The organism is Pedobacter jejuensis (genome assembly GCF_003725795.1).
GTDB classification, from domain to species: Bacteria; Bacteroidota; Bacteroidia; order Sphingobacteriales; family Sphingobacteriaceae; genus Pedobacter; species Pedobacter jejuensis.
In genome coordinates this window covers 1-26,122 of sequence record NZ_RBEE01000023.1, presented here as the reverse complement: position 1 = coordinate 26,122, position 26,122 = coordinate 1, and the positions used below count along the sequence as shown (strand labels likewise).

The 26,122-nt window shown below is 36.9% G+C and carries 14 protein-coding genes and 1 pseudogene; 3 read left to right on the top strand and 12 right to left on the bottom strand.

The genetic code is table 11. The features are described from left to right. Positions 1–98: 98 nt before the first annotated feature. A complete protein-coding gene (locus D7004_RS11035; RefSeq protein WP_123205921.1) occupies positions 99–2,291 on the bottom strand; it encodes a catalase in 2,193 nt (730 codons plus the stop codon). A 5-nt stretch (positions 2,292–2,296) separates the two neighbouring features. Further along, positions 2,297–2,851 carry a YciE/YciF ferroxidase family protein gene (locus D7004_RS11030; protein ID WP_123205920.1) on the bottom strand — a complete coding sequence of 185 codons (555 nt, stop codon included), beginning with the start codon at positions 2,849–2,851 and terminating at the stop codon, positions 2,297–2,299. 316 nt (positions 2,852–3,167) lie between these two features. Between D7004_RS11030 and D7004_RS11025 the strand changes: the two genes are divergently transcribed. Together D7004_RS11025 and D7004_RS21275 are read left to right on the top strand one after the other, a co-directional pair. Continuing rightward, the gene (locus D7004_RS11025) at positions 3,168–4,697 is read left to right on the top strand and encodes a PAS domain-containing sensor histidine kinase (RefSeq protein ID WP_123205919.1); all 1,530 of its coding nucleotides are present in this window, start codon (positions 3,168–3,170) and stop codon (positions 4,695–4,697) included. A gap of 1 nt (position 4,698) precedes the next feature. Continuing rightward, a pseudogene (locus D7004_RS21275) lies at positions 4,699–5,060 on the top strand (response regulator). Positions 5,061–5,274: 214 nt separating this feature from the next. Here the strand turns inward: D7004_RS21275 and D7004_RS11010 are convergent. Next, positions 5,275–5,736: a PA2169 family four-helix-bundle protein gene (locus D7004_RS11010; protein ID WP_123205916.1), complete on the bottom strand. Its 462-nt coding sequence runs from the start codon at positions 5,734–5,736 to the stop codon at positions 5,275–5,277. A 254-nt stretch (positions 5,737–5,990) separates the two neighbouring features. Here D7004_RS11010 and D7004_RS11005 point away from each other — a divergent pair, with 254 nt between their 5' ends. Then, positions 5,991–7,196, top strand: coding sequence for a sensor histidine kinase (locus D7004_RS11005; protein WP_123205915.1), 1,206 nt, complete (start codon positions 5,991–5,993; stop codon positions 7,194–7,196). Here D7004_RS11005 and D7004_RS11000 read toward each other — a convergent pair. The 9 genes from D7004_RS11000 to D7004_RS10960 form a co-directional block, all read right to left on the bottom strand. After that, complete coding sequence (locus D7004_RS11000; RefSeq protein ID WP_244214334.1) at positions 7,193–8,248, bottom strand: CehA/McbA family metallohydrolase; 1,056 nt, start codon at positions 8,246–8,248, stop codon at positions 7,193–7,195. The two genes, D7004_RS11005 and D7004_RS11000, sit on opposite strands and share 4 nt — an antisense overlap. Positions 8,249–8,426: 178 nt before the next feature. Next, entirely contained in the window at positions 8,427–9,830 is a 1,404-nt protein-coding gene (locus D7004_RS10995) for an alkaline phosphatase (protein ID WP_123205913.1), read from the bottom strand. A 9-nt stretch (positions 9,831–9,839) separates the two neighbouring features. Continuing rightward, on the bottom strand, positions 9,840–10,904 hold the full coding sequence (locus D7004_RS10990) for a phosphatidylinositol-specific phospholipase C1-like protein (RefSeq protein WP_123205912.1): 1,065 nt from the start codon (positions 10,902–10,904) through the stop codon (positions 9,840–9,842). A gap of 22 nt (positions 10,905–10,926) precedes the next feature. Next, complete coding sequence (locus tag D7004_RS10985) at positions 10,927–12,516, bottom strand: RagB/SusD family nutrient uptake outer membrane protein (protein WP_123205911.1); 1,590 nt, start codon at positions 12,514–12,516, stop codon at positions 10,927–10,929. An 11-nt stretch (positions 12,517–12,527) separates the two neighbouring features. Then, the gene (locus D7004_RS10980) at positions 12,528–15,515 is read right to left on the bottom strand and encodes a SusC/RagA family TonB-linked outer membrane protein (RefSeq protein WP_123205910.1); all 2,988 of its coding nucleotides are present in this window, start codon (positions 15,513–15,515) and stop codon (positions 12,528–12,530) included. A 258-nt stretch (positions 15,516–15,773) separates the two neighbouring features. Then, positions 15,774–18,212, bottom strand: coding sequence for a bifunctional YncE family protein/alkaline phosphatase family protein (locus tag D7004_RS10975; protein ID WP_123205909.1), 2,439 nt, complete (start codon positions 18,210–18,212; stop codon positions 15,774–15,776). A gap of 789 nt (positions 18,213–19,001) precedes the next feature. After that, positions 19,002–24,077, bottom strand: a complete 5,076-nt coding sequence (locus tag D7004_RS10970; RefSeq protein WP_123205908.1) for an nSTAND3 domain-containing NTPase — start codon at positions 24,075–24,077, stop codon at positions 19,002–19,004. Between the two features lie 7 nt (positions 24,078–24,084). After that, positions 24,085–25,125 carry a ComEC/Rec2 family competence protein gene (locus tag D7004_RS10965; RefSeq protein WP_123205907.1) on the bottom strand — a complete coding sequence of 347 codons (1,041 nt, stop codon included), beginning with the start codon at positions 25,123–25,125 and terminating at the stop codon, positions 24,085–24,087. Then, a complete protein-coding gene (locus D7004_RS10960; RefSeq protein WP_123205906.1) occupies positions 25,126–25,677 on the bottom strand; it encodes a hypothetical protein in 552 nt (183 codons plus the stop codon). It lies immediately after the preceding gene. Between the last annotated feature and the right edge of the window lie 445 nt (positions 25,678–26,122).

The window sequence follows — 26,122 nt, the reverse complement described above, 5'->3', positions numbered from 1 at the left end:
TAAAATCATATATCGAATGCTATATGTAAACAGCATTCGATATATATTTGATTTGAAATGAATAAAATAATTCATAATCAATTTGCAACGCAGATTAATTATGCAGGAATTTTTCTTGGATTTTCTCTTTCCCAGAAACGGTGCATACCAATCATTTCTATAAAAGTACTAGCTAAGATTTTTATATCTGCCGAAACCAATACGCCTTCGCGTAGCACTGTTTCTTTAGAATACTCTGCTGGTAGTTTTTTATAAAAATAGGTTGATTCCAATACTTGTAATGCTTGTTCATCGGCTGCAATGGCTTTACAATGTTTAAAAGCTTCATTCAAAAAATGAACGGCATTTGCCTCTGCTTCTAACGTTGCAACTGAATTTCCACCACCTGGAACGTAAACAGCATCGTACAAAACAGATGCAGCAGTTAAAAAGCTTTGATCAACGGTAACTTCTACATCGCCTTCCGAAATGATTTTGCCTAATTTTGGTGCAATAATGTGAACCACTGCTCCTTCTGCTATTAATTCATCTTTAACTTTACTTAAAGATTTTTCATCAACGCCATCAGCTGCTAAAATTGCAATTTTTCGGGTTTGAATGGTATCTTTAATCGTACCAGCCATACTTAATGCTTCTGATTTTGCTAAACTACCTTCAGGATTTGTAGATGCATATTCATTTCTGTCACCATCAGCCGGAATGCTATTATTTAGTTCTTCAAGAGGAATTTTTGGAATGTGTAATCCTAGTGCATAAGCAACTTCGGCTGCCAAGTTTTTATCAATTTCGGCTAGTACTGCAAGCATACGCTCACGAATTTCTACTGCTTTAACTTTTCCAAGTTCGAAACTTAGTGCATCAGTAATATGATTTTTTTCAGGATCGCTTTGCGAGTTAAAGAACAGACGAGCTTGTGAAAAATGGTCGAAGAAACTTCTGCTTCTTGCTCGTATCTTTTTAGCATCAATTCTTTCATTATAGCTTACAAAACCACCTTCTTGTGCCTTGGCTTGTTGAGGGTCGTTGGCTGCAATTGCATTCGGACCATAACTGGTTTTACCACGGTTAATGGTTTGACGCATATAACCATCTCGTTGATTATTATGAACCGGAACTACTGGTCGGTTAATAGGAATTTCGTGGAAATTTGGTCCGCCAAGACGAATTAATTGTGTATCGGTATAAGAGAACAATCTACCTTGTAATAACGGATCGTTAGTAAAATCGATTCCTGGAACAACATGACCAACATGAAAAGCAACCTGTTCCGTTTCAGAAAAGAAATTATCCGGATTGCGGTTTAAAGTCATTTTTCCAATACGTTGTACAGGTACAAGTTCTTCAGGTATCAGCTTTGTTGGGTCGAGTAAATCAAACTCAAATTTAAATTCATCCTCTTCTGGTACAATTTGAACACCTAATTCCCACTCCGGAAAAGCACCTGCTTCAATCGCATCCCACAAATCTCTTCTATGAAAATCAGGGTCTTTACCAGAGATATTTTGCGCTTCATCCCAAGCAACCGAATGCACACCAAGGAGTGGCTTCCAATGGAATTTAACAAAATTAGAAACGCCTTCAGCATTTACAAAACGGAAAGTGTGTACACCAAAACCTTCCATCATACGGTAACTTCTTGGTAGAGCACGATCGCTCATTGCCCACATAATCATGTGTGCAGATTCTGGAAGTTGTGAAATAAAATCCCAAAAGGTATCATGAGCTGAAGCTGCCTGTGGCATTTCGTTATCCGGCTCTGGTTTTACTGCATGTATCAAATCAGGAAACTTAATAGCATCCTGAATAAAAAACACGGGCATATTATTACCTACCAAATCAAAGTTACCTTCCTGTGTGTAAAACTTGACGGCAAATCCACGTACATCTCTAGCTAAATCGCTTGAGCCGCGAGAGCCGGCTACCGTAGAAAAGCGAACAAAAACAGGCGTTTCAATACTGGTATCACATAAAAAAGCAGCTTTGGTTATTTCTGATAAATCATCGTAAACTTTAAAAACGCCGTGTGCGGCCGAACCTCTTGCATGTACAACACGTTCAGGAATACGCTCATGATCAAAGTGTGTGATTTTCTCTCTTAGGATAAAATCTTCGAGTAATGTTGCGCCTCTATCACCAGCTTTTAGCGAGTTTTGGTCGTCATTGATTTTTACACCATGATTGGTTGTCATAAACTGACCAGTAGAATCTGCAACGAAAGACTCTAATTTATTGGTTTTATCGTTCTCTTGCTGTGCGGGAGAACTATTTTTATCGGATGTTTTCTTAGCCATATTTTTTAAGCTTCTTCAGCTGCTTTGTAATTAATTTCGTTTTCGGCGATGTCACCTAATTTATTGTCGACAAGTTTTTCTTCAGCCAATGTTTGTTCTAAAAGCTCTGCAACATCTGATAAACCAAGCGTTATAGCCAATTGATACAAGCCATTGTAACTTGCAATTTCATAATGTTCAACTTTTTGCGATGCTAAAATTATTCCTACATCCCTTGTTGCAGTTCCAGGTTCTGTAGATTCTACAATACCTTCCGCTTCTTTCGTGAGACCTTCCATGGCATCACATTTTTTAGCAATTACCTTTTCTCCAAGTAGTTCAAAAATTTGCTCTAACCTGGTTACATGGTTTTTGGTCTCTTCAAGATGTGATTCGATAGCGCTTATAAGTTCTGGAGCTGTTGCAGCGGAAATCATTTTTGGAAGAGATTTAACCAAATGATTCTCTGCCCAATACAAATCAGCTATTGAATCTTTAAAAAGTTCGTTAAGTGCCGGAGAATCTTCTTTTGTGGTTTTAGTGGTAAACTTAGGTTCGCTACCAGTATCTTTTGTTTTCATAATAACAGGTGATGATTGTTTTGTTTACTTACATAACCCTAAAAACAAAGGTTAAGTTTTGATTAAATTCTAGAAGATTCTTGATATTTATCAGGAGGTAACGAGGGTGTGGTTGATTATTTGGTGCTTCGATGTGGCGAAATTTTATCGTACACTTAAAAAACTACCTGTCCACACATCATTTAGGAATATTTTACTTTTAATTTGATTAATTTCACATTTTACTAAACAAAACTAGGTGGCTTAAAGTTATCTTACGCGTAATGGTTAAACACAACCACTCCAAATTGTTAACCCCGAGAAAATGTTTTTATAAATGGAAGACTTTTTAGTGAATTTGCCAGATTTTGGAAATGCTGATTTAAGGTTATTTGCAGCAGCATTACATGCATCTAGCAATGGTGTAGTTATAACAGATCACAATCAACCAGATGAGCCAATTATTTACTGCAATAATGCATTCGAGAATTTAACCGGATATACGAAGAAAGAAATTATTGGTCACAACTGCCGCTTTTTACAAAGCGAAGACCGCAATCAAAAATCAAGAAATTTATTAGGAGCTGCGATAAAGAATGGGGAGCATTGTACGGTTTTGCTAAGAAATTATAAAAAAGATGGCAGAATGGTGTGGAATGAACTTATGATTTCGCCAATAAAAAATCCTCAGGGAAATGTTACGCATTTTATAGGTATTCAAAATGATGTAACAAAAAGAGTAAATGCCGAAAATGAATTGGTAGAGGAACGGGAGATATTGGATGAACAAGTTAGAGAACGTACGCATAACTTAGAAGAAAGCGAAAGTTATTTATCAGCTATTGTAGAAACCATTAGAGAAAGTCTTATTGTTTTAGATAGTGAATTAAGGATTTTAAGTGCCAACGAAAATTTTTGTAGTTTTTTTAGAGAAAGGTATCAGGATATTATTGGCGAACATTTATTTAAGATAGGAAATGGCCAATGGGATATTCCAGAGCTTCGACAGCTATTGTTGAATATTCTGCCTCATAACAATCCATTCGAAGGGTTTGAAATGGAGAATGAATTTGCATCTATTGGACGTAAAATGCTCATTTTGAACGCTAGGCAAATGACGCTTAAAGGAAAATATCAAGATAGAATTCTCCTGGCTATAGAAGATATTACCGAAAGAAAAGCTATTGAGCACAGAAAGGAAGACTTTATCAATATTGCCAGTCATGAAATGAAAACGCCTTTAACTAGCATTAAAGGGAATTTTCAGTTATTAGAAAAAATAGCAAAAAGAAACAACGATACTACTTACTTAAAAGGTTTTGCTACTGCTGGTAAATCTATTGGACGGTTAGAAAGATTAATACATGATCTACTGGATGTTGCTAGAATGCAATCGGGTAAGATTCAGTTTAATTTTGAGCCTTTTAGCTTAAGGAAGTTAATTGAAGATGCGGTAATTGTACTTGAGCAAAGTTCTCCTGAGCATAAAATTTCGATAACAGGCATCGATGATATCACGGTTGAAGGTGATTTTGGAAGATTGGAACAGGTTATGATAAATTTATTATCAAATGCTGTAAAATATAGTCCTATAGAAAAAGGAATAAATATTCATTTAAGCATGTTATCTGGATATTGCAAAGTATCGGTAACAGATTCTGGTGTTGGAATACACAAAAGAGATCATAAACGAATCTTTGAACGCTTTTACCGTGCGGATGAAATCTCAGAAAGATTTCCTGGTGTTGGTGTAGGTTTATACGTTTGTAGTCAAATAATAAAAGAACACTCTGGTACACTTTGGGTTGAAAGTGAAGAAGAAAAAGGATCGGTATTTAGTTTCACGATTCCTTTAAAGCAAAAATAATATGGCAATAAAAATAATGATTTGTGATGATGAGATGGATATATTGGATGTTACCGGTATGATATTGGAAGATGCTGGTTATGAAGTTATTTCGGTATCGGATAGTTTGAAAGCAGAAGAAGTTTTTAAAACTGAGATGCCAGATCTGCTTCTTATAGATTGTGGATGCCTGGTATTTCTGGTGATAAAATTATTGCTTCATTAAAAACTAACATCGCTTTTGAAAAGGTACCAATGATTGTGCTTTCCGCTAGTGATACCGGAAGGCAAACTGCACTTAGTTGTGGTGCGATAGATTTTATTGCCAAACCTTACGATATTGATAATCTTCTTGGAGTTTTGAATACTTATTTGCACAATTAAATTTTGATTAAAATCGATTGGTGTTCCCTGTATCATTAAAGAAATTGAGTAGCATAGTTTACAGTTGTATATTTTTTTTGAACCATTATGACATTAAGACCAAGCAGGTTTCAAATAAGATAATGCATAATTTTTAAAAGGATTTTATACGTAAAGACATAAAAAAAACCGCTAATGAAAATTCATTAGCGGTTTTTTGGTTCAATATTTAATTTTAAAGAGCTTTATGGGCATCTCTTAAACCTTTAATTAAATCGTGACCTGCATTGATTCCTTCTTGTTGTTTTAACAATGTAGAACGTAATGGCTCACTCAATTCATTTTCTGCCAACGCATCTCTGTATGCTTTTTTAATTGCATCTTCTCCACGCTCACATTCTGCTAAAATGCTGTGGCGATCATCACCACCAAAGCTAGCTTTGATGTCTATCCATGCTCTATGTAAAGTTCCTAAAATGGTGTTTCCAGTATCTGGAGCATCGCCATTTCTACCTACTAAACCTGCTAATTCTAAAGAGTTCGCACGGCTATCAGATGATAATTTTTCAAATGTAGCTTTCAAATCGATGTTAACATCATCTAAATCTGCTGATGCTTTATCAAATCCATCTGCTCTATCATTATTGATTTCAATTAAATCATTTAAAATTTCTACTGTTTTTTCTGTATTTTCCATTTTATAAAATTTTGAAGTTTCTTTTTTAAGTTTTGTTACTATACTACAATCGGATTTAGTTAATAGTTTTATTTTTTTATATTTTTAAGAAAGAAAATTAGCTTTGTAAATTGTTTTACTGATACGTTATTACACAGTCATTTTAGCATTCTTAAAAGCTATAAAATAGTTATCTACATTAAAAATAGATACCTTTGAAAATTAGTTTATCATCAGAAAACCAAATTGGCAATCTGCACACACATTAAAGTAGTTTGAATAAAGAATTGCCCTTGCCAAATAATGAAGCAGAACGCTTAGCCTCATTAAAAGCCTACAAAATCATGGATACATCTGAAGAGGATGATTTCGATGATTTAACTAAAATGGCTTCCGAAATTTGTGGTACACCCATCGCATTAATCACATTAGTTGATGAAACACGACAGTGGTTTAAAAGTAGAATTGGATTGGGGGTTACTCAAACACCAAGAGAACATGCTTTTTGTGCACATACGATTATAGATCCTACCGGAACTATGCAGATAACAGATGCTAGGTCGGATTTGCGATTTGCAGAAAACCCTTTAGTAACTTCTGATCCAAATATAGTTTTCTATGCCGGAGTTTCTTTGCAAAGTCCTGATGGTTATTCACTTGGTTCGCTTTGCGTAATTGACAGGGTGCCAAAATCTTTAACGCCGCAACAATTAGATGCATTGAAAATTTTAGCCAAACAGGTTATTACCCAAATGGAGCTTCGAAAGAAAATCACAGACCTCCACGAAGCAAATAAGCAGCTTAGCGAGACAAATGAATTTATGCAACGCTTTGCAACAACTGCTGCCCACGACTTAAAAAATCCTTTGAGTAGTATTTCAATGAGTGCAGAACTTTTAACACGACACCTGGAGCAGAATGGTGACACAAAAGCGCTGAAACTTGCATCAACAAATTTATCATCGACAAGAAGATTGGCAAAACTGGTTAATGATATGTTGGAGTATTCACTCAGACCAGAAACATTAACTCAAAATCATACATCAATTCTTCTAAGTACCTTTTTAGAGAAAACGGTTTCTATGATTACCATGCCCGAAAACGTGGTGATAACATATCCAATAGAAAACCCAATAATTACAACTTCAGAAATTGCACTTCAGCAAATATTTATCAATTTATTAACCAATGCGGTTCGCTACAACAATAAGCCTATTTGTAAAATTGTGATATGCTACGAAAAAAATAATGGCAAGGATATTTTTGTAATTCAGGATAATGGAATTGGAATAGCTAATGAAGAACTAGAACGCATTTTCGATAGAAATGTGACCCTAAATCATGTTGACAGATTTCATCAAAATGGCACTGGTATCGGGCTATTTACGGTTAGGTTTTTAGTAGAAAAATTGAATGGTAAAATTTGTGTTGAATCAGAAATTAACCAAGGAAGTTGCTTCAAGTTTAGTATAGGAGCTTAAAATTTCGGATCAAAATTAAAATAAATTGGATTGGAAAGTGCCACCATTTTTTCGCTTAAACCCATCGATTTTGGAACCTGCGGATAGGGTGTATTTTTACCTTCTACTACAACACGATAATAAGTTCGTATCTTTAAATCAGGTGTATCGGCAAATTCAACAATTGGTGTTTTGCCCTTTACTTCGTAAGCATTCAATTTTCTTCCATTTTTAATTACGGTAATGGTATAGGTTTCATCTACTAAAGTATTTCCCATTAACTGTACTTGAAATTTTATCGGCTTACCAGTTGAAACGGCATTATCACCCATCATCATTTCGAATTTTCCATTTCCTTTTTCATCAGCATAAAACTCTACCCTTGGAGAAAATGGATTTGCACTTACCGAAACCTTACCATTGTCTAATGCATAAACAATAGCGTCTAAGCTCCGTTTTTTTGCAAAAACCCAGGTTGTAGGTGTGCCAACATAATTAAATTCTGCCTGATAAGTATTTGAAGTTGGTTTTTCATCAGCAGTAGGTACGCCATGGTGCGAATCACTTCCTCCTCTTCCAGTCATCATTCTGCCCGATGAAAGCATATCATCCCAAATCATAATTGCATTGGCATTTTTTGGCCAAATTGCCGAATTCCATACCTCTATCGATTTTACCAAATCATACGAAAAGCCAAAATTATCTTTCCCGCTTGGATGATTTGCTGATAAGTGAACACCCAGCGAATTTTTAACTTTGCCAATATTTACGTCTCTCTGATCTCTAACATCAAACAACTTTTGATGGTCATAGGGTTTTGCAGAAAATACATTTCCATGTCCTCTTGTGGTGGTCCACTCAGCACCGTATAATAAAAGCAGCGAATCTGATTTAAATTCTGGGTCAGTCCAGGTGTTGTGCGCTACATCCCCATTTACATGATTATCATGATCGGTTATGCATAAGTAATCCATCTTTACCGATTTTGAAAAATTTATAATCTTCGAAATAGAATTGTTGGATGATTCTGTGCTATGTCTGGAATGCACATGCAAATCGCCCTTTAACCACATTCCCGATGGATTAATTATAACATTACGGATCGTACTTTCTTGAGCAAGAACGCCAATTGTGTTCAAACATAAAATTGAGAATAATATGGTAAAGGAAGATTTAGAGGAATAATGCATATCCAAAATTAAAGATTTGATTTAAAAGAATTCTATTTTTTGATAAACTGGTGATTTCAAATTAAGCTTTCACCATGAGTGATTCTGGCATTTCGGCTGCCTTTAGCATAAAATTATGCAGTTCGTAATTCTTAACAAATGGCTTTAAGTTTTCAGAACCAGGACCAAACATCGTGAGCTCTACATAATCTCCGGTATGATTCATCCCCGCCCATTGCACATCTGTGTATTTGCCCAAAATTTTTCCATATTCGTAAAACGGAAGATTAGATTCGTTATAAAGCTGTCCCGGTACAATATCTTTAAAATGCACAAGTAGCGATTTAACATCATCAGATTTCATTACAAAACCTTGGTTGTCTTTTATCAAATCAATAATTTTTTGCTCGCTAAAAGATTGATTTAACTGACCTAAAAGCCAGGTGTTGCTGTGTTTAAAATTTTGCAGGCTGTCAAATTTCTTGTTGGCTTCATCTGCATAAAATAACCCAGGATTTGAATTTCCATGGTCTGTTGTGATGATTACCAAAGTTTCACCGTCTTTTTCTGCAAACTCTATAACTTTTCCAACCGCTTCATCAAAAGCCAACTGGTCGAAAATTAATCCGCTCAAATCGTTCGAATGTGCTGCCCAATCTACTTTCCCGCCTTCCACTTGTAAAGCAAAACCGTTTTTGTTATCCTTCATTAATTCAATAGCCTTCATGGTCATTTCGGCCAAAGTTGGTGTACTTTTCATCAATTCAGCATCATGCTGGTGATCAACTTCATACGGCATTCCATCTTCAGCGAACAAACCCAAAACTGGCTTCGATTTATCTAAAGCCATCATTTCTGTTCTGTTTTCTGCAACTTTGTAGCCTTGCGTTAAATATTTAGGAATTAGATTACCACCAGCTCTTTTCTCACCAAAATATTTATGTCCGCCACCCATCATTACGTCAAACTTTAAACCAAGGTACATTTCGGCAATAATATCTTGTCCGCCGCGATTGTCTATATTGATACAAAAACCAGCAGGCGTTGCATGCGTAATAGGAACGGTAGTAACGCAGCCGACTTTTTTACCACTTTCTTTAAACTTTTGAAGAATTGGTTGAGGCTTTTCGCCCTTCATTCCAACATTAAGGGAGCCGTTTCTCACACGCATACCTCCACCCCATGATGAACTCGCCGCAGCTGAATCAGTAACCATGGAACTAGCAGAAGCGGTATCCATTAAAGCCCTTACTGCTTTGTTATCGCGGTATAAACCAAGCCATTTACTGCTTTTACCAAATGTACGGTTGGCATATAAATCGGCCATATTTAGCGTACCAATGCTCATGCCGTCGCTCACCATCATAATAATGTTTTTAGCTTTTTTGGCACCTGTATATGGCGAGGCTACAACATCTTGTAAGCCAATAAATGGTAAGCCTAACCCTGCAAGGAAACCACCTTTTAATAACGATCTTCTGTTCATGTACTTTGCTTATTTTTTAAACAGCGGATTTTCTCTAAAATATTTTCCATTAGAAAAGCTTACAGAATAATCCGATTTAAAATGAGTGCTTTTTTTGTAATAATCTGTGGTGATAATTTGTGCTCCTGATTTGCAGGCCGCTTCAAAATCTGTAAAATCGTTTTTTCTAGCCTGCTTGGTATCGGCATCGGCCCGGGTTCTGATGATGTAACCCTTTTTTACAAGTTCAGGAATTTGCACATCTTTTGGATTGTTCTTAATCATTATGGCAGCCTCAGGCGTACCGGCATCTGCATTGGCAAACATTACGCGACCCGTTAAGGACGGATGACCATTGATATAAGTTGTGCGTTTTCTGCCTGTAGCATCTAAAACAAATAGAAACTTACCTTTTGCCTTGCTAAGCTTCGGCCAATTTTGACCTAAAACGGCAGCCTCCAGCGTTTTATATTTTCCTTTAACTTCAGCTGGTGTAATTAGATGTTCTTTCCCCAAATTTTCGAGAATTGTTTTATCCAACTCATCAAATGTTGCACTGATAAAAACTTCGGGTTGGGTAAACCCTTTACGTTTAATCGAATCGTCTTTTGCTTCTAAGGTGATAAAAATTGGTGTATGCTGTGGATTGGCTTCCGACCATTTTTTGAGTTGCAATAAAGCCAATTTAAAGGTTAGTGCCGATGAACGGAAATCTAAATCAGGAACGTGCAAAACTTTAAAACCTGGTTTATTAAGTTCGCCATTTGTATCAAATTCCGGCTGACCTTTAATCATATCGAAGCCTCGTGGATGCGCATACTTGCCACCCTTTTCGTCCGCATAAACATCAATTTCTAGATTACGAAGCCCCATATCCAATTGTTCTGGCATAGATATGTGCTCATAATCTAAACTGTTTGCAGCGTTAGAATCTGTTAATTTAATCATTTTAAATAGTGCCAGATTAATGGCTTGTTTGTAGCTGTTATGCGAACCGATAACCTGAATTTGATTTATCGGTAAATCATCTTTTGAAGTTATTAGGGCGATGGCCGGAAGAACCAGCAATAAACCAACACAGGTTATCAGTCTCATATTTTATTTTTTTGTAGGATAATTAGTAACCAGGATTTTGCCTTAAATTGGTATTCAATTTTAATTCATTTGCCGGGATTGGATAAATCCTTCTGGTTAAATCTTTGTTCATAAAAAGTACATCATTTGGTAGCGGATATTCCGTTTCAAATTGCCCGAAACGGATTAAATCATTTCTTCTCCATGCTTCCCAGCTAAACTCGCGGGCTCTTTCATCAAGCAAAGAACTTAAAGTAACCGTTGCTACCGTTGGTGCGCCTGCACGATTTCTAATTTTATTTACCAGCACCATTGGCGTTTGCAATTCACCATTAACAGTTGTTGCAGCTGCTCCCCTTAAAATTGCTTCTGCTTTCATTAACATTACATCGGCCAAACGTAAGAGTGGCATATCATTACCGTTTAACCTTGTTGCCTGAATCGCGTTTACATCTGGCCAGTATTTTACCGAACGAACACCTTTTGCCTGGTCGGCTACGGTATTACCTAAATCCATTGGCTTACCAGGTTTTAAAATTAAATCTGGCGTAATCTCGATTTGAGTAGTTGTACCGGCAACAAATACAGGTTTGGTTAAATCTGGCTTTCTGTTGGCATCTGGCGCATATTGTTTACCAATTAACCAGAAACTATTTCTAATATCATTTGCCAGATTAAAACGGTTGTAATACTCTGGCGTTGTGCTCATTGCAATACTAAAACCAACATTAATTCCATAAGCAGGTGCCAAGGCTGGATAAAAACCAAATCTCGTCATCTGGTTACCTGGAATTTGCTGATCGTAAGGAACTGCAAATATGGTTTCATTAATTTGAGGACCATTATTCACATCAAAAATATCCGAATATTTATTGTCTAAAGCATAATTGGTATTTTTCAAAATATTATCAGCCATAATTACGGCATCAGCATAGCGGGGTTTTCCTGTGTAAACTTCTGCATTTAAATACATTTTTTCTAACAATGCATAAGCCATAGCTTGTGTAGGGCGACCATAAACTGCAATTCGGTTGTTATTATCTTTTACCGGTAACTGTGCAACAATGGATAAAAGTTCCTTTTCAATAAATTCGAAAACTTTATCACGGGTTTGGTTTCCCGGTAAAGTGCTAACCGGAAAAGTATCAATGATGGGCACATTTCCATATAAATCCATCATAAAAAAATAATACAAAGCCCGCATCGCTTTTACTTCGGCCAAACTGCTTGCTTTAGTTGCTGCTGCAACATTCGATTCGTTGGTAAGATTTATTAAACGATTACAATTGTTGATACCACCAAAACCCCACTGCCAAATGTCTCTAACGTTGGGATGGTCGATGGTCCAGGTGTGGTAATGCAGCTGGCGATACTGACCACCATCATCAAAGTTACCATCGCGTGCAGGAATAATTGCTGCATCTCCGGAAAGCTCCTGCATTCTCCAATAAGGAACACCATATTGAGATGAAAGGTTGGAATACATGGTGCCAAAAAGTGCTGCATAATCAGAATTGGTAACCGGAAAGTTATCTTTTACGTATTGCGATTCTACATCTACATCGAGCTTGCTGCATGATTCTAAAACCATTAAATAGGCAAGAATATTAAATAAAATTATAAGTTTTTTCATTTTCGTATTTTTTAGAATGATGCACTAACACCAAAACTGAAGGTTCTTGTTTTTGGATAATAATTATTGTTATCGATACCCGGAGTTAAGCCACCGATGTTGATTTCTGGGTCTATACCGGTATAATTTGTAATTACAAAAAGGTTATTTGCAGTTACGTACAACCTAATTGCTTTAATTGAAGGCGTTTTTGGTTTAATGGTATAACCTACTGTTGCGTTATCTAAACGCAGGTAAGAACCACTTTCCAGAAAACGATCTGAGATTAGGTAAGCATTAATATCGTTAAATGATTCTCCTAACGTAAACCTCGGGATATTTTGAAGTTTAGCATCAGCAGGGTTATTTAATGATGCGGCTGTTGCATTTAAAATTTTGTTACCCAACACGCCGCGAACAAGGAAGTTTAAATCCCAGTTTTTGTAACTGAAACTGTTTGCCCATCCATAAATTAATTTTGGTTGTGCATCACCAGCAATTTTCGCATCAGTTGTTAAGGGCTGTGTAGCAATGGTTTGTCCGGCTGCGTTAATATATGTACTTACACCCGCAGCATTTTTGCCTGCATAATTCCACAAGTTAAAAGTACCCAAGGCATAACCTGGCTGTATTAGCTGACTGAAATTTCCTGACTGACCTTTACCGCCTAATTGTGCGGTTTGGATTGCGGCAATTTTATAAAAATCATCAGATAGAGTTTCTACTACGTTTTTGTTGTGCGCAATATTTGGCGAGGTTGTCCATCTGAAATTGTCTGTTTTAACTGCTACAGCATTTAATGAAAACTCGATACCTGTGTTTTTGATTTTACCAACATTTGCCGTGATGGTTGGCAAAAAGAATTGTGTTGTTGATACCTCGTAACGGTCGTAAATTAAATCAGAAGTTTGTTTTACATAAAAATCTACCGAACCGGTTATTCTATCTTTAAACAAACCAAAATCTAAACCGATGTTTGTTGTAGCCGTACTCTCCCATTTTAAATCGGGATTTTCATTTCTAACCGGACCAATTGCATTACTTACATTGCCATTGTTTAAAAATTTATTGCTTCCAGAAAGTGTACCGTAAATTAGTAAAGAAGAAAAAGCATCGAAACCTAAACTATTACCCGAAACGCCATAACCAGCACGAAGTTTTAAATCGCTAAAAACCGGAACAGCTTGCATAAAATCTTCACCAATAATTCTCCAACCTGCAGAAACAGCCGGGAATAAGCCCCAACGATTGTTTCTTCCAAACGCAGAAGAACCATCATTTCTTAACGAAGCCTGGAATAAATATTTTTCGTTATAGTTATACTGAACCCTTCCATAATACGAAATTAATCTTAACGTAGAAATTGGCGCATTGTTAAAGGCAATTTGCGAAAGTAAAGTTGGGTTAGAAAGGAAAAGGTTATTGTAACCTAAATTATCGTTAGAGAAATTCTGTGTGGTAACACCGAAACCATCATTGGTTCTATCTTCTTGCCATGAATAACCACCCAATAATTTCAAACTGTGCTTGCCAAAAGTTCTGTCGTAGTTGAAGTAACCTTCCAAAACCTGACTTTTGTTTAATACATCAATTTTTTGTGCTTGTCCGTTAACACCTCTGGCCAAACCCGATTGACTATTTAAATAGGTGCTATAATTGTTCTGGTCACGCTGAGATGAAACACTAGCCGTAAACTTTAGTCCATCGATAATGTTAACCTGAGCCATCCCATTGATCAATGTTTTGTTATTCAGGTTATCGATATTGTTGTTATCTACAATTGATAATGGGTTACGTGTACCACTTCCTGTACGATTATAATTTTCTTTATACGTACCATCAGCATTAAAAGGACTTACCGTTGGTAGATAGAAAAGCATATTTGGTAAAGCCTGAGATTGATAAATATCTAAGCTTTTTGAATTGCTATTGGTAATAGTTAAACCAAGTTTTAATCTATCATTGAAAAACTTTTGATTTAAATAACCTCTAACAATAGTTCTTTTTAACGATGTGTTTTTTAAAATGCCTTTGTTATCTAAGTAGTTTACACTTGCACCATAATCTGATGACTGACCAGAGCCTCCATAAGAAATGTTATGGTTTTGCGAATAACCAGTTCTTTCCAGTAACGATTGCCAGTTGGTGTCAGAACCATCATCATCAATCGCATTTAAAGTTTGTTTATTATCAGCAAGATATTGTCTTAATTCAGGAGCGGAAAGCATATCATATTTTTTTGATACCTTTTCTACCGCGGCATAGCCATTGTAAGATAAACGAGCCTGACCATTTTTTGAGCGTTTAGTAGTTACGATAATTACACCATTTGCAGCTCTCGAACCATAAATTGCTGTTGAAGATGCATCTTTTAAAATGTCGATATTTTCGATATCAGATGGTGCAAGTAAATCGATAGATGCACCAGGTACACCATCAATAACGTAAAAAGGTTCTTGTGCCGCTCCTTCTCTTAATGTTGATGGTCCACGTAAAATTGTAGATGGTTTTGAATTTGGGTCGCCACTTTTAGTAACGTTCAAACCCGCAACCTTACCTTGTAAAAGCTGTGCAGGGTTAACCAAAACACCCTGATTAAATTCTTCTGCTTTTATCGAAGTTACCGCACCTGTCAAATCTTTTTTATTGGCTGTACCATATCCAATTACAACAACATCTTTTAAGGTTTGATTATCGGGCATCATGGTAACATTAATATTGGTTTGGGTGCCAATAATAATTTCTTTAGATACACTACCGAGCATAGAATAAACAAGCACATCGCCATTTTTTGCCTGTATGCTGTAAACACCATCTGTATTTGTTGATGTTCCGCTAGTGGTACCTTTTATTCGGATGGTAACGCCAGGAACAGGTTGATTGGTTTCGTCTATAACCTTACCTGTTATTGTTTTGCCACCCTGTGCGAAAACATTAAGGCTAAATAAAAGTAAGAACAAAGCAAAAGATTGCCATTTTCTTACCAGACAAAAATGATTGAATTTGTAATTTTGTTTCATGAATAATCAGTTATAATTTGTTTGGAAAACACATGCATAGCGACCGATTCGGGCGCTTTAAACGTGCCACAAAGATGGATTAACAGCGTTAGGGATTTGCTGATATAGCGTTATGATATTGTTAATATAACACCTGCTGTTTTAACTGAATATTAAGAATTTGCGGATATTAGAGCTTAGGATAGCAATGATTTAACAAGAGCTAGGACTACCCAATGTTTGAGTTTACTTTATTATTTCAGACTAGTTTTGAAAAACTTAATCATCATCATCTTTCTTTTTCTTTTCGAGAATTACAAAAGCACTTCTTTTTGGTGCAGGCATAACAGAATTCTCCCCTTTAACTGATTTCCAAACTACTTCATTTAAATCCAAATCAGGTGCAGAATCTTCTTTCGCAAAGTTAAAAAATTCCGACCGCCTGCTGCTTTCGTTTACAGCAACATTTCGGTTATCCAAATTTATCGCAGGCTTAATTGTAGTAAAAGGTCTAAAATCTGGTTTGCTGGTAAAGCATTCAAATAAGGGTATAGCTGCTGCATCATACTGACTCATTGGTGGCAATCCTAATATTAATTCCATTGTTCTTAAAAAGCCAGAGGTAGAATACATGGTGTGTACTACTGCATTTCTTTTTACATAAGGCCCAACTACGAAGGCTGGAGAACGATGTGCATCTACATGGTCAGGACCATTTTGAGCATCATCTTCTAAAATAAAAACAACAGATTCTTTCCAAACCGGGCTATGAGAAAGTTTATCTATGATACGACCAACAGCCAAGTCGTTATCGGCTACGGCAGATTGAGGCGAAACTTTACCCTTCTTTTGTCCGCTGGTATGGTCGTTAGAAATTCTTAAAGTGCTAAACTGCGGAACCTTTCCTGCTACCAGTAGTGAATCGAAATCATGAATCCATGCATCAGCTCTCACTTGGTCTGTTATATCCATATCAAAGCCTGGCGAACTCGGGCACATATTGCCTTGCAAGGATTTGATATTGGCCTTTCCATAATCGCCAAACTCGCCATAACTGCGATAAGTAACGCCCGCACGTTGGCAATAATCCCAGATAAAACCATCTTTAGGATAGGTTACCGGGCGACCACCTTCATAATTGGTTGTTCCGCCACGTGCACCATAACTAGTGGGCCAAGTTTTTTCGACAACATCAGTTGCATAAGCCGCCATACTCCAATTATGTCCATCGGCACTCACCTCAGCGTCAACATAAAAATTATCCAAAAGCACATAGTTATCTGCCAAAGCATGCTGATTTGGGGTAATCTTTTTTCCAAAAAGTGTTAAGCTCGAATCACCATTACCTTTTGGCATATCGCCTAAAACTTGGTCGTAGGTTCTGTTTTCCTTAATGATGTAAAACACATGTTTTATTGGAGATTTTTCATCTTGTTTTCGCGGGATTGGGTTACCTTTTTCACCATCAGCTGTGATTGTTTTTTTATCATTAAACGGCGTGTTTGCGTAAACCTGTGTGGTATAAAGTCTTAATTGTTCGATTTTTGGCGCATCAATAAATGATAAAGAACCTTTAAACAAACCAGCAATGTATTGAAGTTTATTGTTTGCAGTACTTCCCATTTGATAGCCACTATTATCGGCTTTTGATATAGGTTGCGGACCTTGAGGATTTGCTAAAGAAGTATTGCCTTTACCATTGGTTACCAATATTTTATTCCCAATTACTTTAACATTTGTTGGATACCAACCCACAGGAATAAATCCCTGGCTTTGGCTATTACCTGGCTGGCTTACATCAAATACAGCGAGGCAGTTGTTATCTGCATTAGCAATAAACAGGCTTTTTTCGTTCATGCTTAGTGCAAGCCCGTTTGTTGTAGAACCCGTTAATTGTGTAGCATAAAGTGTTGTAGCAATGGTTTCTATAACTTTATTTGTAGCAGTATTAATTACCGATACCGTGTTATCGTTCGCATTAGCTACAAAAAGATAATTTCCTTTTTTATTCAGCAGCAATTCGTTCGGGTGGTCTCCAACAGGAATAAGATTTGCGATTTTCTCTTCAATAAGATTTACAACCGCAACAGCACGACCACCCCATAACGAAACGTAAATTTTTGTTTCGTCAGGCGATAAAGTACAGCTATAGGCTATAGCGGGCAATTGAATTTTCTTAAGTATCCGTTTCCCTATCGGATTAATGATGTACAAACTGCTATCCTCTTTTGTAACCGTATAGAGTTTGGTATTAAGCTTGTTAATTGCAATTCCTGCCGGACTAATTTTATTTTTCGGCCAGCTCTCACCGAGTTTTATAGTGTCGCTATCTGCAAACCTATTATTTTTAATGCTGTAATTGATGATAACGTTATCATTTCCTCCTGAGGCATATAAGTGCTTTTCATCTTTACTAAAAGCCAAGCCGTACCAGGATTTTCTTATGATTTTTTCATCAAGCAAACTTTCAGTTTTAGCATCAATAAGCTGAATTGATTGTGTGCTCTGCCCATTATTGGTAATTGCAATAAATTTCCCAGAAGAGCTTACCTGCATATTCAGCGGCAAATCACCTAAAGTAATAGAATGCCCGGCAGGACTTAATTTCCAACCATTCGGCAACAAAACTTGTTTCGTGTTTTCGATTTTTCCTGGTAGTTGACTGTATGCACTTTGGCAAACCAGAGCAATGGCGGAAATGATTAAATATTTTTTCATAAGGAGATTGAACACTAAATAGCTAAGATTGCTAAATGAAATATGACATTCATTTTTGATTGATCGCAATAATGTTATCAAATCAAAAATATGAGCAAAAAATTAAATTGGTGTTAATTTAATATTAAGAAGAAGCAATTAATCATAAATATTACAATATAAAATATATTGATATCTTCTTTAACTATTCTATTTTGATGAGCGAGTTCTGCTTTATTTTTAGTAAGCTATATCGTAAACAAAATTAAATCTATATTTTCTTGGTGGCTGTTAAGCAACCCGATGGGCTAAATAAAAACTTATTACCTGTACATCGAAAAATTAAAACACATATAGAGTGACTAAATATCTTTTAAATAGTCGCAAATAAACTATAAAACAAAAAAAGCAGCTCTTTTCAGAACTGCTTTCAAAACTTGGGTCAGTGGAGGTATTCAATTCAAACCAGTTTGTGGCTGAATTGATTGAAATAGGCGATTTTTCGAAAATTTTAGAGAAATCGCAAGAAATTCAAAAGTGATTGACTAAATACCTTTCCCTTTCTATCGTTGAGAGGGAATACTTTCATCATTTGGAGAACTATTTGCGGCTTATTGAGCCAATAATTCAGGATTTGAAAGTTAAAGGTTTCATAAAATAGTAAAAACTTTTAGTTGTATAGGGAAGTCCGAGGGCTTTCACCATACAATTTTTCAACCCAAAATTTGGCAGAATTGAAACTTATTTATTAAGCGTTAATAAAGTTTAATTTTAGAAGTTTCGATAGTTCACTCCAGATTGACCACCTTTCTAACTTTTTAGTGAAATAAAGTCGTCACGTATAATATATGCTGATGATGAAGAACCGGTATTTATCAATTCATCCAAAATATTTATAAACGCCTCTCTATATCGTACAGTGGTTTTTAATATATTTCTTAGCCTGCTATCATAATAACATTGAATAACAAGTTGCTCAAAATAAATCGACATATCCTCTTCTGATAATTTTGCTTCAGTTAATCTGTTTGAAAGCCATAAAACGCCATCTGGTACAAATTCATTAAATCCTATCCCCGCAATTAGCTTAGCACTGGCGCCAATATCGGCTCCAGCTGCAATAAATTTGGCATACAAATCCTTTTTGCCCACAAGCGGTTCCCAGATCCTGGCCGCTGATGAAAATATATAATGGTCAAGTAATAAATACTTGTTCAAGGCCATACTGCCGCCTTCTATATCTTTATCAATTAAGTACTCCCAAAGTTTCCAGAAAATCACCGCCTTGGTCTCATCAATTACAACACAGTTGATCATTTCTTTCAAACATCCTTCTACCAATTCATATTTTTTGTCACGGTACCTTTTTTTAGATGCTGTTTCATACACCCAATCAGTGAGAACTTTCAAACCTTCAAACGCAATAGGAGCTGGTTGGCTTAGCAGAAATGCTGCAAACTCTTTCTCAAATTCCTGGATCTGTTCATAGTGAAAGCGATCATTTACCCCAAATCCCTGCTCTTCGTCATTGTCTATATGTTCCAAAACAAATTTTAACAGATTCATATAATACTTCCTGATCTCACGGACTTCTACATTTTCAGGAATAATTTTCATCACATAGAACAAGAGTCCCGCAGCTTTACCAACCATCGAAACCTCTGTAAGGTCTATCCTGATTTGACCCTCGCCAATTTGCTTTATTAAATTGTCAAATTTGATCTCCGCCTCATCAATTTTATCTTCAACAGGTGGTTTTCTGAATGGACCAGTAAATATTTTCCATATTTTCCTTAAAGCACTTTCCTGATGAGTTTTGATTATCATCTCCCGGTTTCTTCCAATATATAACAACCGTTGGATGCCAGCGTATTCTATAACCCCCTTTACACAACTAATAACAAAAGGTTGGTCATTTTCCCATAGAAAAGTTCGTAAGGACGCAATCAGCGCATCTTTTGAGGATTTCTCATCATGTCGGATCAGCGAGGTAAAAATGTACCGCTTTAACTCCGTTTTTTCTCTGCCCTTGGATATATGCATGATTTTTGGCAAAACTGAAAATGCAGCTTCTGTTTCGAAAGGTGTATATTCAATATGCATGAAATCCCGCTCTTTATTTGCTTCGAAAGTCTGATAGTGAATAATATCCCACACTTTACCAATGCACCACGACCTTTCTTCCTCGCTCAACTTGTCAAAAAAATCCCGGATTCCAATTCCGGCAAGTAAACCAGGTTGCGTCTTTAGGTTGGATAATTTACTTGTTGCGATAGTCTGCAAGGTCAGGTTGTAATGGTCTCTCCATTTATCAACACTATCTTCTTCCACACTTTCATGCTGAAGCTTTTTCATGCCCCACAATGACACACCCGCAACAGCATTATGCGCCTCGACATCTTTTTTGGCTTCTTCACTTACCTCCTTTAATTCTCCTTCCAGCTTTGTTTCAACCATAATACCTCCGTCAACGACTTCTCCAAGCTCAAAAAGTCTACTATCCATGCTGCTTACCATAATTTTCCATTGGGCATCTGCATCTTCAATAGCATATAGTTCATCTAAGACTGTAAAAATCTGCTTGTTCGTAAAGCTTAGGTTTATGACAAGTTCTCTGATATCACGTTTACGATGTGGGAGTCTTTGAAATTCGGCCAAAGCTTTTTGCTTCTGTCTTCCATTCCTTTTGGAGGATAATGGACTCAATAAAGTTCCGCGATCCTTATTTGTTCTCATAAAGTCCCAGAAATATATTTGCTTAGCATATAATAGCGGGATTATCTTCTCTCCAGCTATATTACGGTAAGCATGCGCCACACTCAACAAGACAGAGCTACCCATCACATTGTTACTCTCTTTTAGCAGCTTATCGAAAAACAGGTTCCAGATTTTCTGACTGTATTCTTTATATTTTTCGTCTTTTGATTTTTCAATTGTCTCCCCCAAAGACAACATAAATGCTTCCAATGCCATTAGCACCGATTGAAGAAGATTAGGAATTGCAATGTATGTTCCCCGGAACGCAGTCCAGAGCGTTACGCTACCGTATTGCTGATAGATAGAGCCATCATTAAACTTTATTTGAATCTTGCAACGTTCTTCTTGGCCTCCGAAAAACGGGTTATTTAACGCATAATCCGACTTTACGAACGCATCCGCAACATGGTTTAGAAATTTCAGGAGAAATTTTAATGTCAGTACAGGTTTAGCATACAATAAATTCAGAATGGGTGTTTGCTCAGGAGTTGCCGGAAAGTATTTATGATTTGTATTTTTTTTCAATCCAAAATCTTGCTCCTTATCAATACCGCCTGATTCATAAGCCCAAAATCGCGGATCGTTTTTCCGCTTTTCAAGCTCTTCTGGGGTTGGCGGATAATAGAACCACTTGGCCTCAAGAATTTCAATGACAAGTTCCGGATAGTATTTGCAAACATACGTATCCTCATAACCATCAACTGTAAATTCAATTAGCTTGTCATACAGATTGCTTAATGCATAGTTTTCAGCTTTTCGTTCATATTTGAAAGCTGTACTAATCAAAGCCTTTAGTTCTTCCCGAATAACCTCAGTAAGTCGGAACAATAAAAGAATAAATTCCTCCATGTAATCTTTTCTTTCTGAACGCTTAGCTACTTCACTTTCTTCATTTTTGTACTCTTCAAAATAAGATAAAACAATTAGTCCTGCTGAGCGTGCTTCAGCTGGAAGCGTACCAATCTCACTTAATCCCTTTTTCCACTGTAACACGACCTCGGTAATATGGACAAAGCAATTTTTAAGCTCATCAAGATTTTCACTTATGAAAATTATCGTATTAGCCCATCCATCACCGATAGGCAAAAGGTTAATATCATAATATAACTTGATTTTTTCTTCAGCCGGAAAAATATCTATATAACGAAAATCAGGTTGCTGGCAGGCAACCCTTAATATGAATGCAACCCTTTTGAATATCTCATAATTATTTGCAAATAGGAACGCTTTATTGTCTGAAAGAAAGGACTTGCTGTAAGGTGACTGCATAATTGCTACAAGAAGTTCATCCTGCCAGTACTTCGCAATGCTTTTTTCCTGGATGGAACATTTAAGAAAGTCACTAAGTGCAAGATCCATTACCTGAATTTTTTCAGAGAACCAAAGCCTGAATGCCCTTCTTACCGCAGGGGCACTTCCTAATTGATTATAGAACTTTATATATTGGCCATGTTTGACAATTATTTCCTGATAATGAATCTCAATATACCTGATTAATGCCCAGTCCTCGTAAATATCATGGGTCACAGAATAAGTTAAACCCAGAGTTGGTTCTTTATCGACCAAATGATCTGCAACCAAACCATTTAAAATATCCATGCTACAATCAGGAATATATACGTAAGCAACCATAGCGGATGCTCTCTCAATCGCTATTTTCGAAAAAAGGTTGCCACGCAACTTGCGTTTTTCTGCATCGACTACTTTATCTTTCCCTTCGACTACGTACTCCCACATAATTCTGCTGAATTCTTTCTCAGAACCGATACCTTCCTTAATAGCTGCCTCTGGAATAAGCACGGCTTTATCGAGGTTAAATGGGATTTTCAGAATATCTAACAGTGCAAGATTGGAAAGCAGTGGTTTTATATGCGGATATTTTAATGCAACTACTTCCAACTCCTTTTCCTCCAGAACATCAATTTCAAAATTGGGAAATGATGGAAATTGCCTCAAAAATCGAATTTTGAGCTGTTCTATTGCGTAGCTTCTGCAAGTTAACACTAAACTGATATCGCTGCGCATCTTTAAAAGATCAAAAAAGTCCAGTATCGTATCGGCATTTTCAGTTTCCAGTATCTTCTCTATGCTATCGATAAATACTATTTTATTGCCACTAAATGCTGGGGAATCCAATAAGGTCTGCAGAGGATCGTTCAACAAAAATGGGCTTAGCGCAAAAATATCCTCAATACTTGGTTTGTCAAGTTGCTCACCTTGCAGGGCAATAAGACGATATTTGCCCCGTAGATCAATTATTACTTTTTTTGCAATCGCAGACTTTCCGCTTCCTGGCTTACCACTGATTATAACAAGCTTGGATGATTTGATTAACTTACTTACCTCATCATATAAATTTTTTCTATCCAGCTCTACTTCACCAATATTCTCGCGGACGCGTCTTAAAATCCTGTCAGTATTAATCTTTAGCCTCGCAAGACCTTCGATCACGCTACTATTTATTTCAATGACATTTAGCTCCAAGGGTATCAGGGATGACGCCAATAAAAAACTGTTTAGCAAAGACAGATCAATACCAAGAATTCTTTTGGTTTTTTCCTCATACCGGAGGAATATTCCGCATATAAATTCTACTTCCTTACTTTTGATGATCAGAGGGCTACCCGAATAACCTTCTACCAGGTTGTCCGCATTATATTCTTTTGTAAGCGGATCATCTGACTCGACCTGCACCTGACAAGGATAGTCTTGCTCATCCAGGAATTTGACTTTAAACAACGACCTTTTAAGTGCATTGTTTGTCACTTTCGGAAATCCGGTTATTACGAGATTTCCTTCCTTTGGAGGAACGCAAAGCTTAGGAATTTCTTTGTCATCCAGATGTAGGGGTACATTTTTCTTTTCTACGATAATTAAGCCAATATCCTCGGTTTCATTATCCTTGCCTACGTAGATTTGGTCATTGTCTTTGAGTTTATAATTGGCCCAAATACCGTTGTTTAGGAAACCGACCTGCAACTCATGCTTTTCAAATGGTGTTCCATTGGTATGAACCAGGCAGTGACGGGCTGTTATGATATAAGCGTAATCGCTTTCCTCATCGGGATAGGTTATAAACGCACTACCAGGTCCCTCTGGGTTGGTAATTTTTAGTACATATTCCTTCATTGCTACTTCATAAATTAATCTGAATACCAGCACTTCCTTTTTTGGGAAAATGCACGTTAATTTTTTGATCCTTGTCTACAGAAAATATGCTTCTGGTTTGATCATTTTCCTGTGTAATATGGAAATTCACTTCCTTCCCAGGATTTAGCGCAAGAATTTTCGCAAGACTTACTTTATTTGGCAAATTAGACTTGTTGAAACCATCGGCACTAATGATGTATTGTTCGCAGTCGATGAGTTTTAGTAACGAGTTACTGATGTTAAAGCGGCTACCATGATGAGGTACCTGCATATAATCCAATTTTATCATTTCATCATCGTTCAGCCTGCTCAGTGACTGAATGAGTACAGCAGGATTACTGTCAGCTGTAAACAATACTGCTTTTCCATTGAATTCAAGGATGAATGCTATGCTTGATGCATTTTCTTCGGAATCATCCAAGACTTCTTTTGCTAGATCAAAGTCCACAATTTTTGTTTTATAATCGTTCTCTGTACTTCTCTTTGGCCCCGAGGATTTCTGTGTCCTGATCTTGATTTCTTCATTATTCCATTTAACAAGTAGTTCCTGGTAGGCCTGTTCATTTGGTGAAACAATGGTTAGTGTCGCCCCCCACAAATCAACCGCAGGCATCGCATCTGTCACAGGTGAAACCAAATTTCCTGCCTCACTAAGGTAAGTTCTGAGACGGATGCCTTGCCTGTAGCTCTTCTGGTTATTTTCCCGAATCCCGGTATCGTAATCCCATATTGAATAGTTATACCAAAAGATGGTTTTGCCCAAGTCAAGCTGGGAAAGTATTTCTTCATCCTTTATCAAACGGAGGATGCCTCCAATATGATCATCGTCAATATGGGTAATGATCCAAAGGTCGATAGTCTCATGGCGTAGAATGATCTTTTCCAGAGCTTTCCTTAAAGAACGCTCATAAATATCACCTTTCTCCATTCCACCGTCTATCAGTATATTATGAAAAGTACCATCAGTTCCTTTATAGTGAATATGAATGGCGTCACCACATCCTGCATCTAAAAATTCAATGTCCATTCAGGTCGGTGTATATGTCCAGCCGTACGCCTTTTCAAATTCAGAACGGTACTGTGTCTTCACACTTATTGGTGCTCTCCGGATATAGGTTTCAGCTAATTTCTTTATGCTATCTGGCAATTGTGCTAAATATTCCAACGCTTCCTCTTTCGTTGGTACTACACCATTTGTATCCCTGAATCTTGGCCCAAGGTTGGTCCAGATTACCGCATCCAGATCCTTACTCTGAAGCCAGGAATGAATCGTCTGTTTTATGCCATTTTCAGGTAATGGATCTGATTTCCGAATAGAACCAATTGGTCTTGTGGTTGTGCATTTTTCTCTCACCATCAATGATTCAATTGCTTCGTCAAGATCTTCAGTGGTCATTAACGACCAAAGAGTAGGAACGGGCAAAAAATCTTTATGTAAGACCAGGGTAAGCCTTCCATCATCTGATTTTCTTAAAAACTCGACTGGCAAGTGTGGTCCATCTTCATTCCAACGCTTATCAATAAGCAGACCTTGCGGGTCCCAGAACAGGGAACCCCAACCAATGCATCCGATTTTCATACAATTTTAAGTTAGAGGTTAATTTGTGACAGCTAGAAACTGCAATACTAAGATAAGAATTAAGGTTTAATAAAGTTATTTTTCCGGCTGTTCCCTTCGGGCGGGCTTTCCGCTCATAGTCCTCACTATGTTGCGGGCTAACCGCTGCAATCCCTAACAGTTTTTGTTATCCTTCGGAAGGGCCTTCTCCCCAAACAATATATCCATGCTTATCCCTCACCGCGCTTTTGATTTTTTCAAGATCTGTCTCGGACATCGCACCAGGTGGATAAACCGCTTCAAATTGACCCCTCTTCGCCAATCTAAAAAGTTCCCCTTAGCCGAGTTAATTTGATAAGGTTCGCCAAAGGAAAAAGACCCCTTTGCGCCAATCCAAATTGACCCCCTTGAAATTGCAGATTCGTTTGTGCTAAATGGTTTATAGGAATATGTTTTTGTTTAGCTT

Excerpts from the sequence above, each read along its gene's own strand:
- D7004_RS10980 (WP_123205910.1), bottom strand. The coding sequence starts at position 15,515 with ATGAAACAAAATTACAAATTCAATCATTTTTGTCTGGTAAGAAAATGG.
- D7004_RS10960 (WP_123205906.1), bottom strand. The coding sequence starts at position 25,677 with ATGAAAATCGGATGCATTGGTTGGGGTTCCCTGTTCTGGGACCCGCAA.
- D7004_RS10970 (WP_123205908.1), bottom strand. The coding sequence starts at position 24,077 with ATGAAGGAATATGTACTAAAAATTACCAACCCAGAGGGACCTGGTAGT.
- D7004_RS11025 (WP_123205919.1), top strand. The coding sequence starts at position 3,168 with ATGGAAGACTTTTTAGTGAATTTGCCAGATTTTGGAAATGCTGATTTA.
- D7004_RS10965 (WP_123205907.1), bottom strand. The coding sequence starts at position 25,125 with ATGGACATTGAATTTTTAGATGCAGGATGTGGTGACGCCATTCATATT.
- D7004_RS10990 (WP_123205912.1), bottom strand. The coding sequence starts at position 10,904 with ATGAGACTGATAACCTGTGTTGGTTTATTGCTGGTTCTTCCGGCCATC.
- D7004_RS10995 (WP_123205913.1), bottom strand. The coding sequence starts at position 9,830 with ATGAACAGAAGATCGTTATTAAAAGGTGGTTTCCTTGCAGGGTTAGGC.
- D7004_RS11000 (WP_244214334.1), bottom strand. The coding sequence starts at position 8,248 with ATGTGGTTAAAGGGCGATTTGCATGTGCATTCCAGACATAGCACAGAA.
- D7004_RS10985 (WP_123205911.1), bottom strand. The coding sequence starts at position 12,516 with ATGAAAAAACTTATAATTTTATTTAATATTCTTGCCTATTTAATGGTT.
- D7004_RS10975 (WP_123205909.1), bottom strand. The coding sequence starts at position 18,212 with ATGAAAAAATATTTAATCATTTCCGCCATTGCTCTGGTTTGCCAAAGT.
- D7004_RS11035 (WP_123205921.1), bottom strand. The coding sequence starts at position 2,291 with ATGGCTAAGAAAACATCCGATAAAAATAGTTCTCCCGCACAGCAAGAG.
- D7004_RS11010 (WP_123205916.1), bottom strand. The coding sequence starts at position 5,736 with ATGGAAAATACAGAAAAAACAGTAGAAATTTTAAATGATTTAATTGAA.
- D7004_RS11030 (WP_123205920.1), bottom strand. The coding sequence starts at position 2,851 with ATGAAAACAAAAGATACTGGTAGCGAACCTAAGTTTACCACTAAAACC.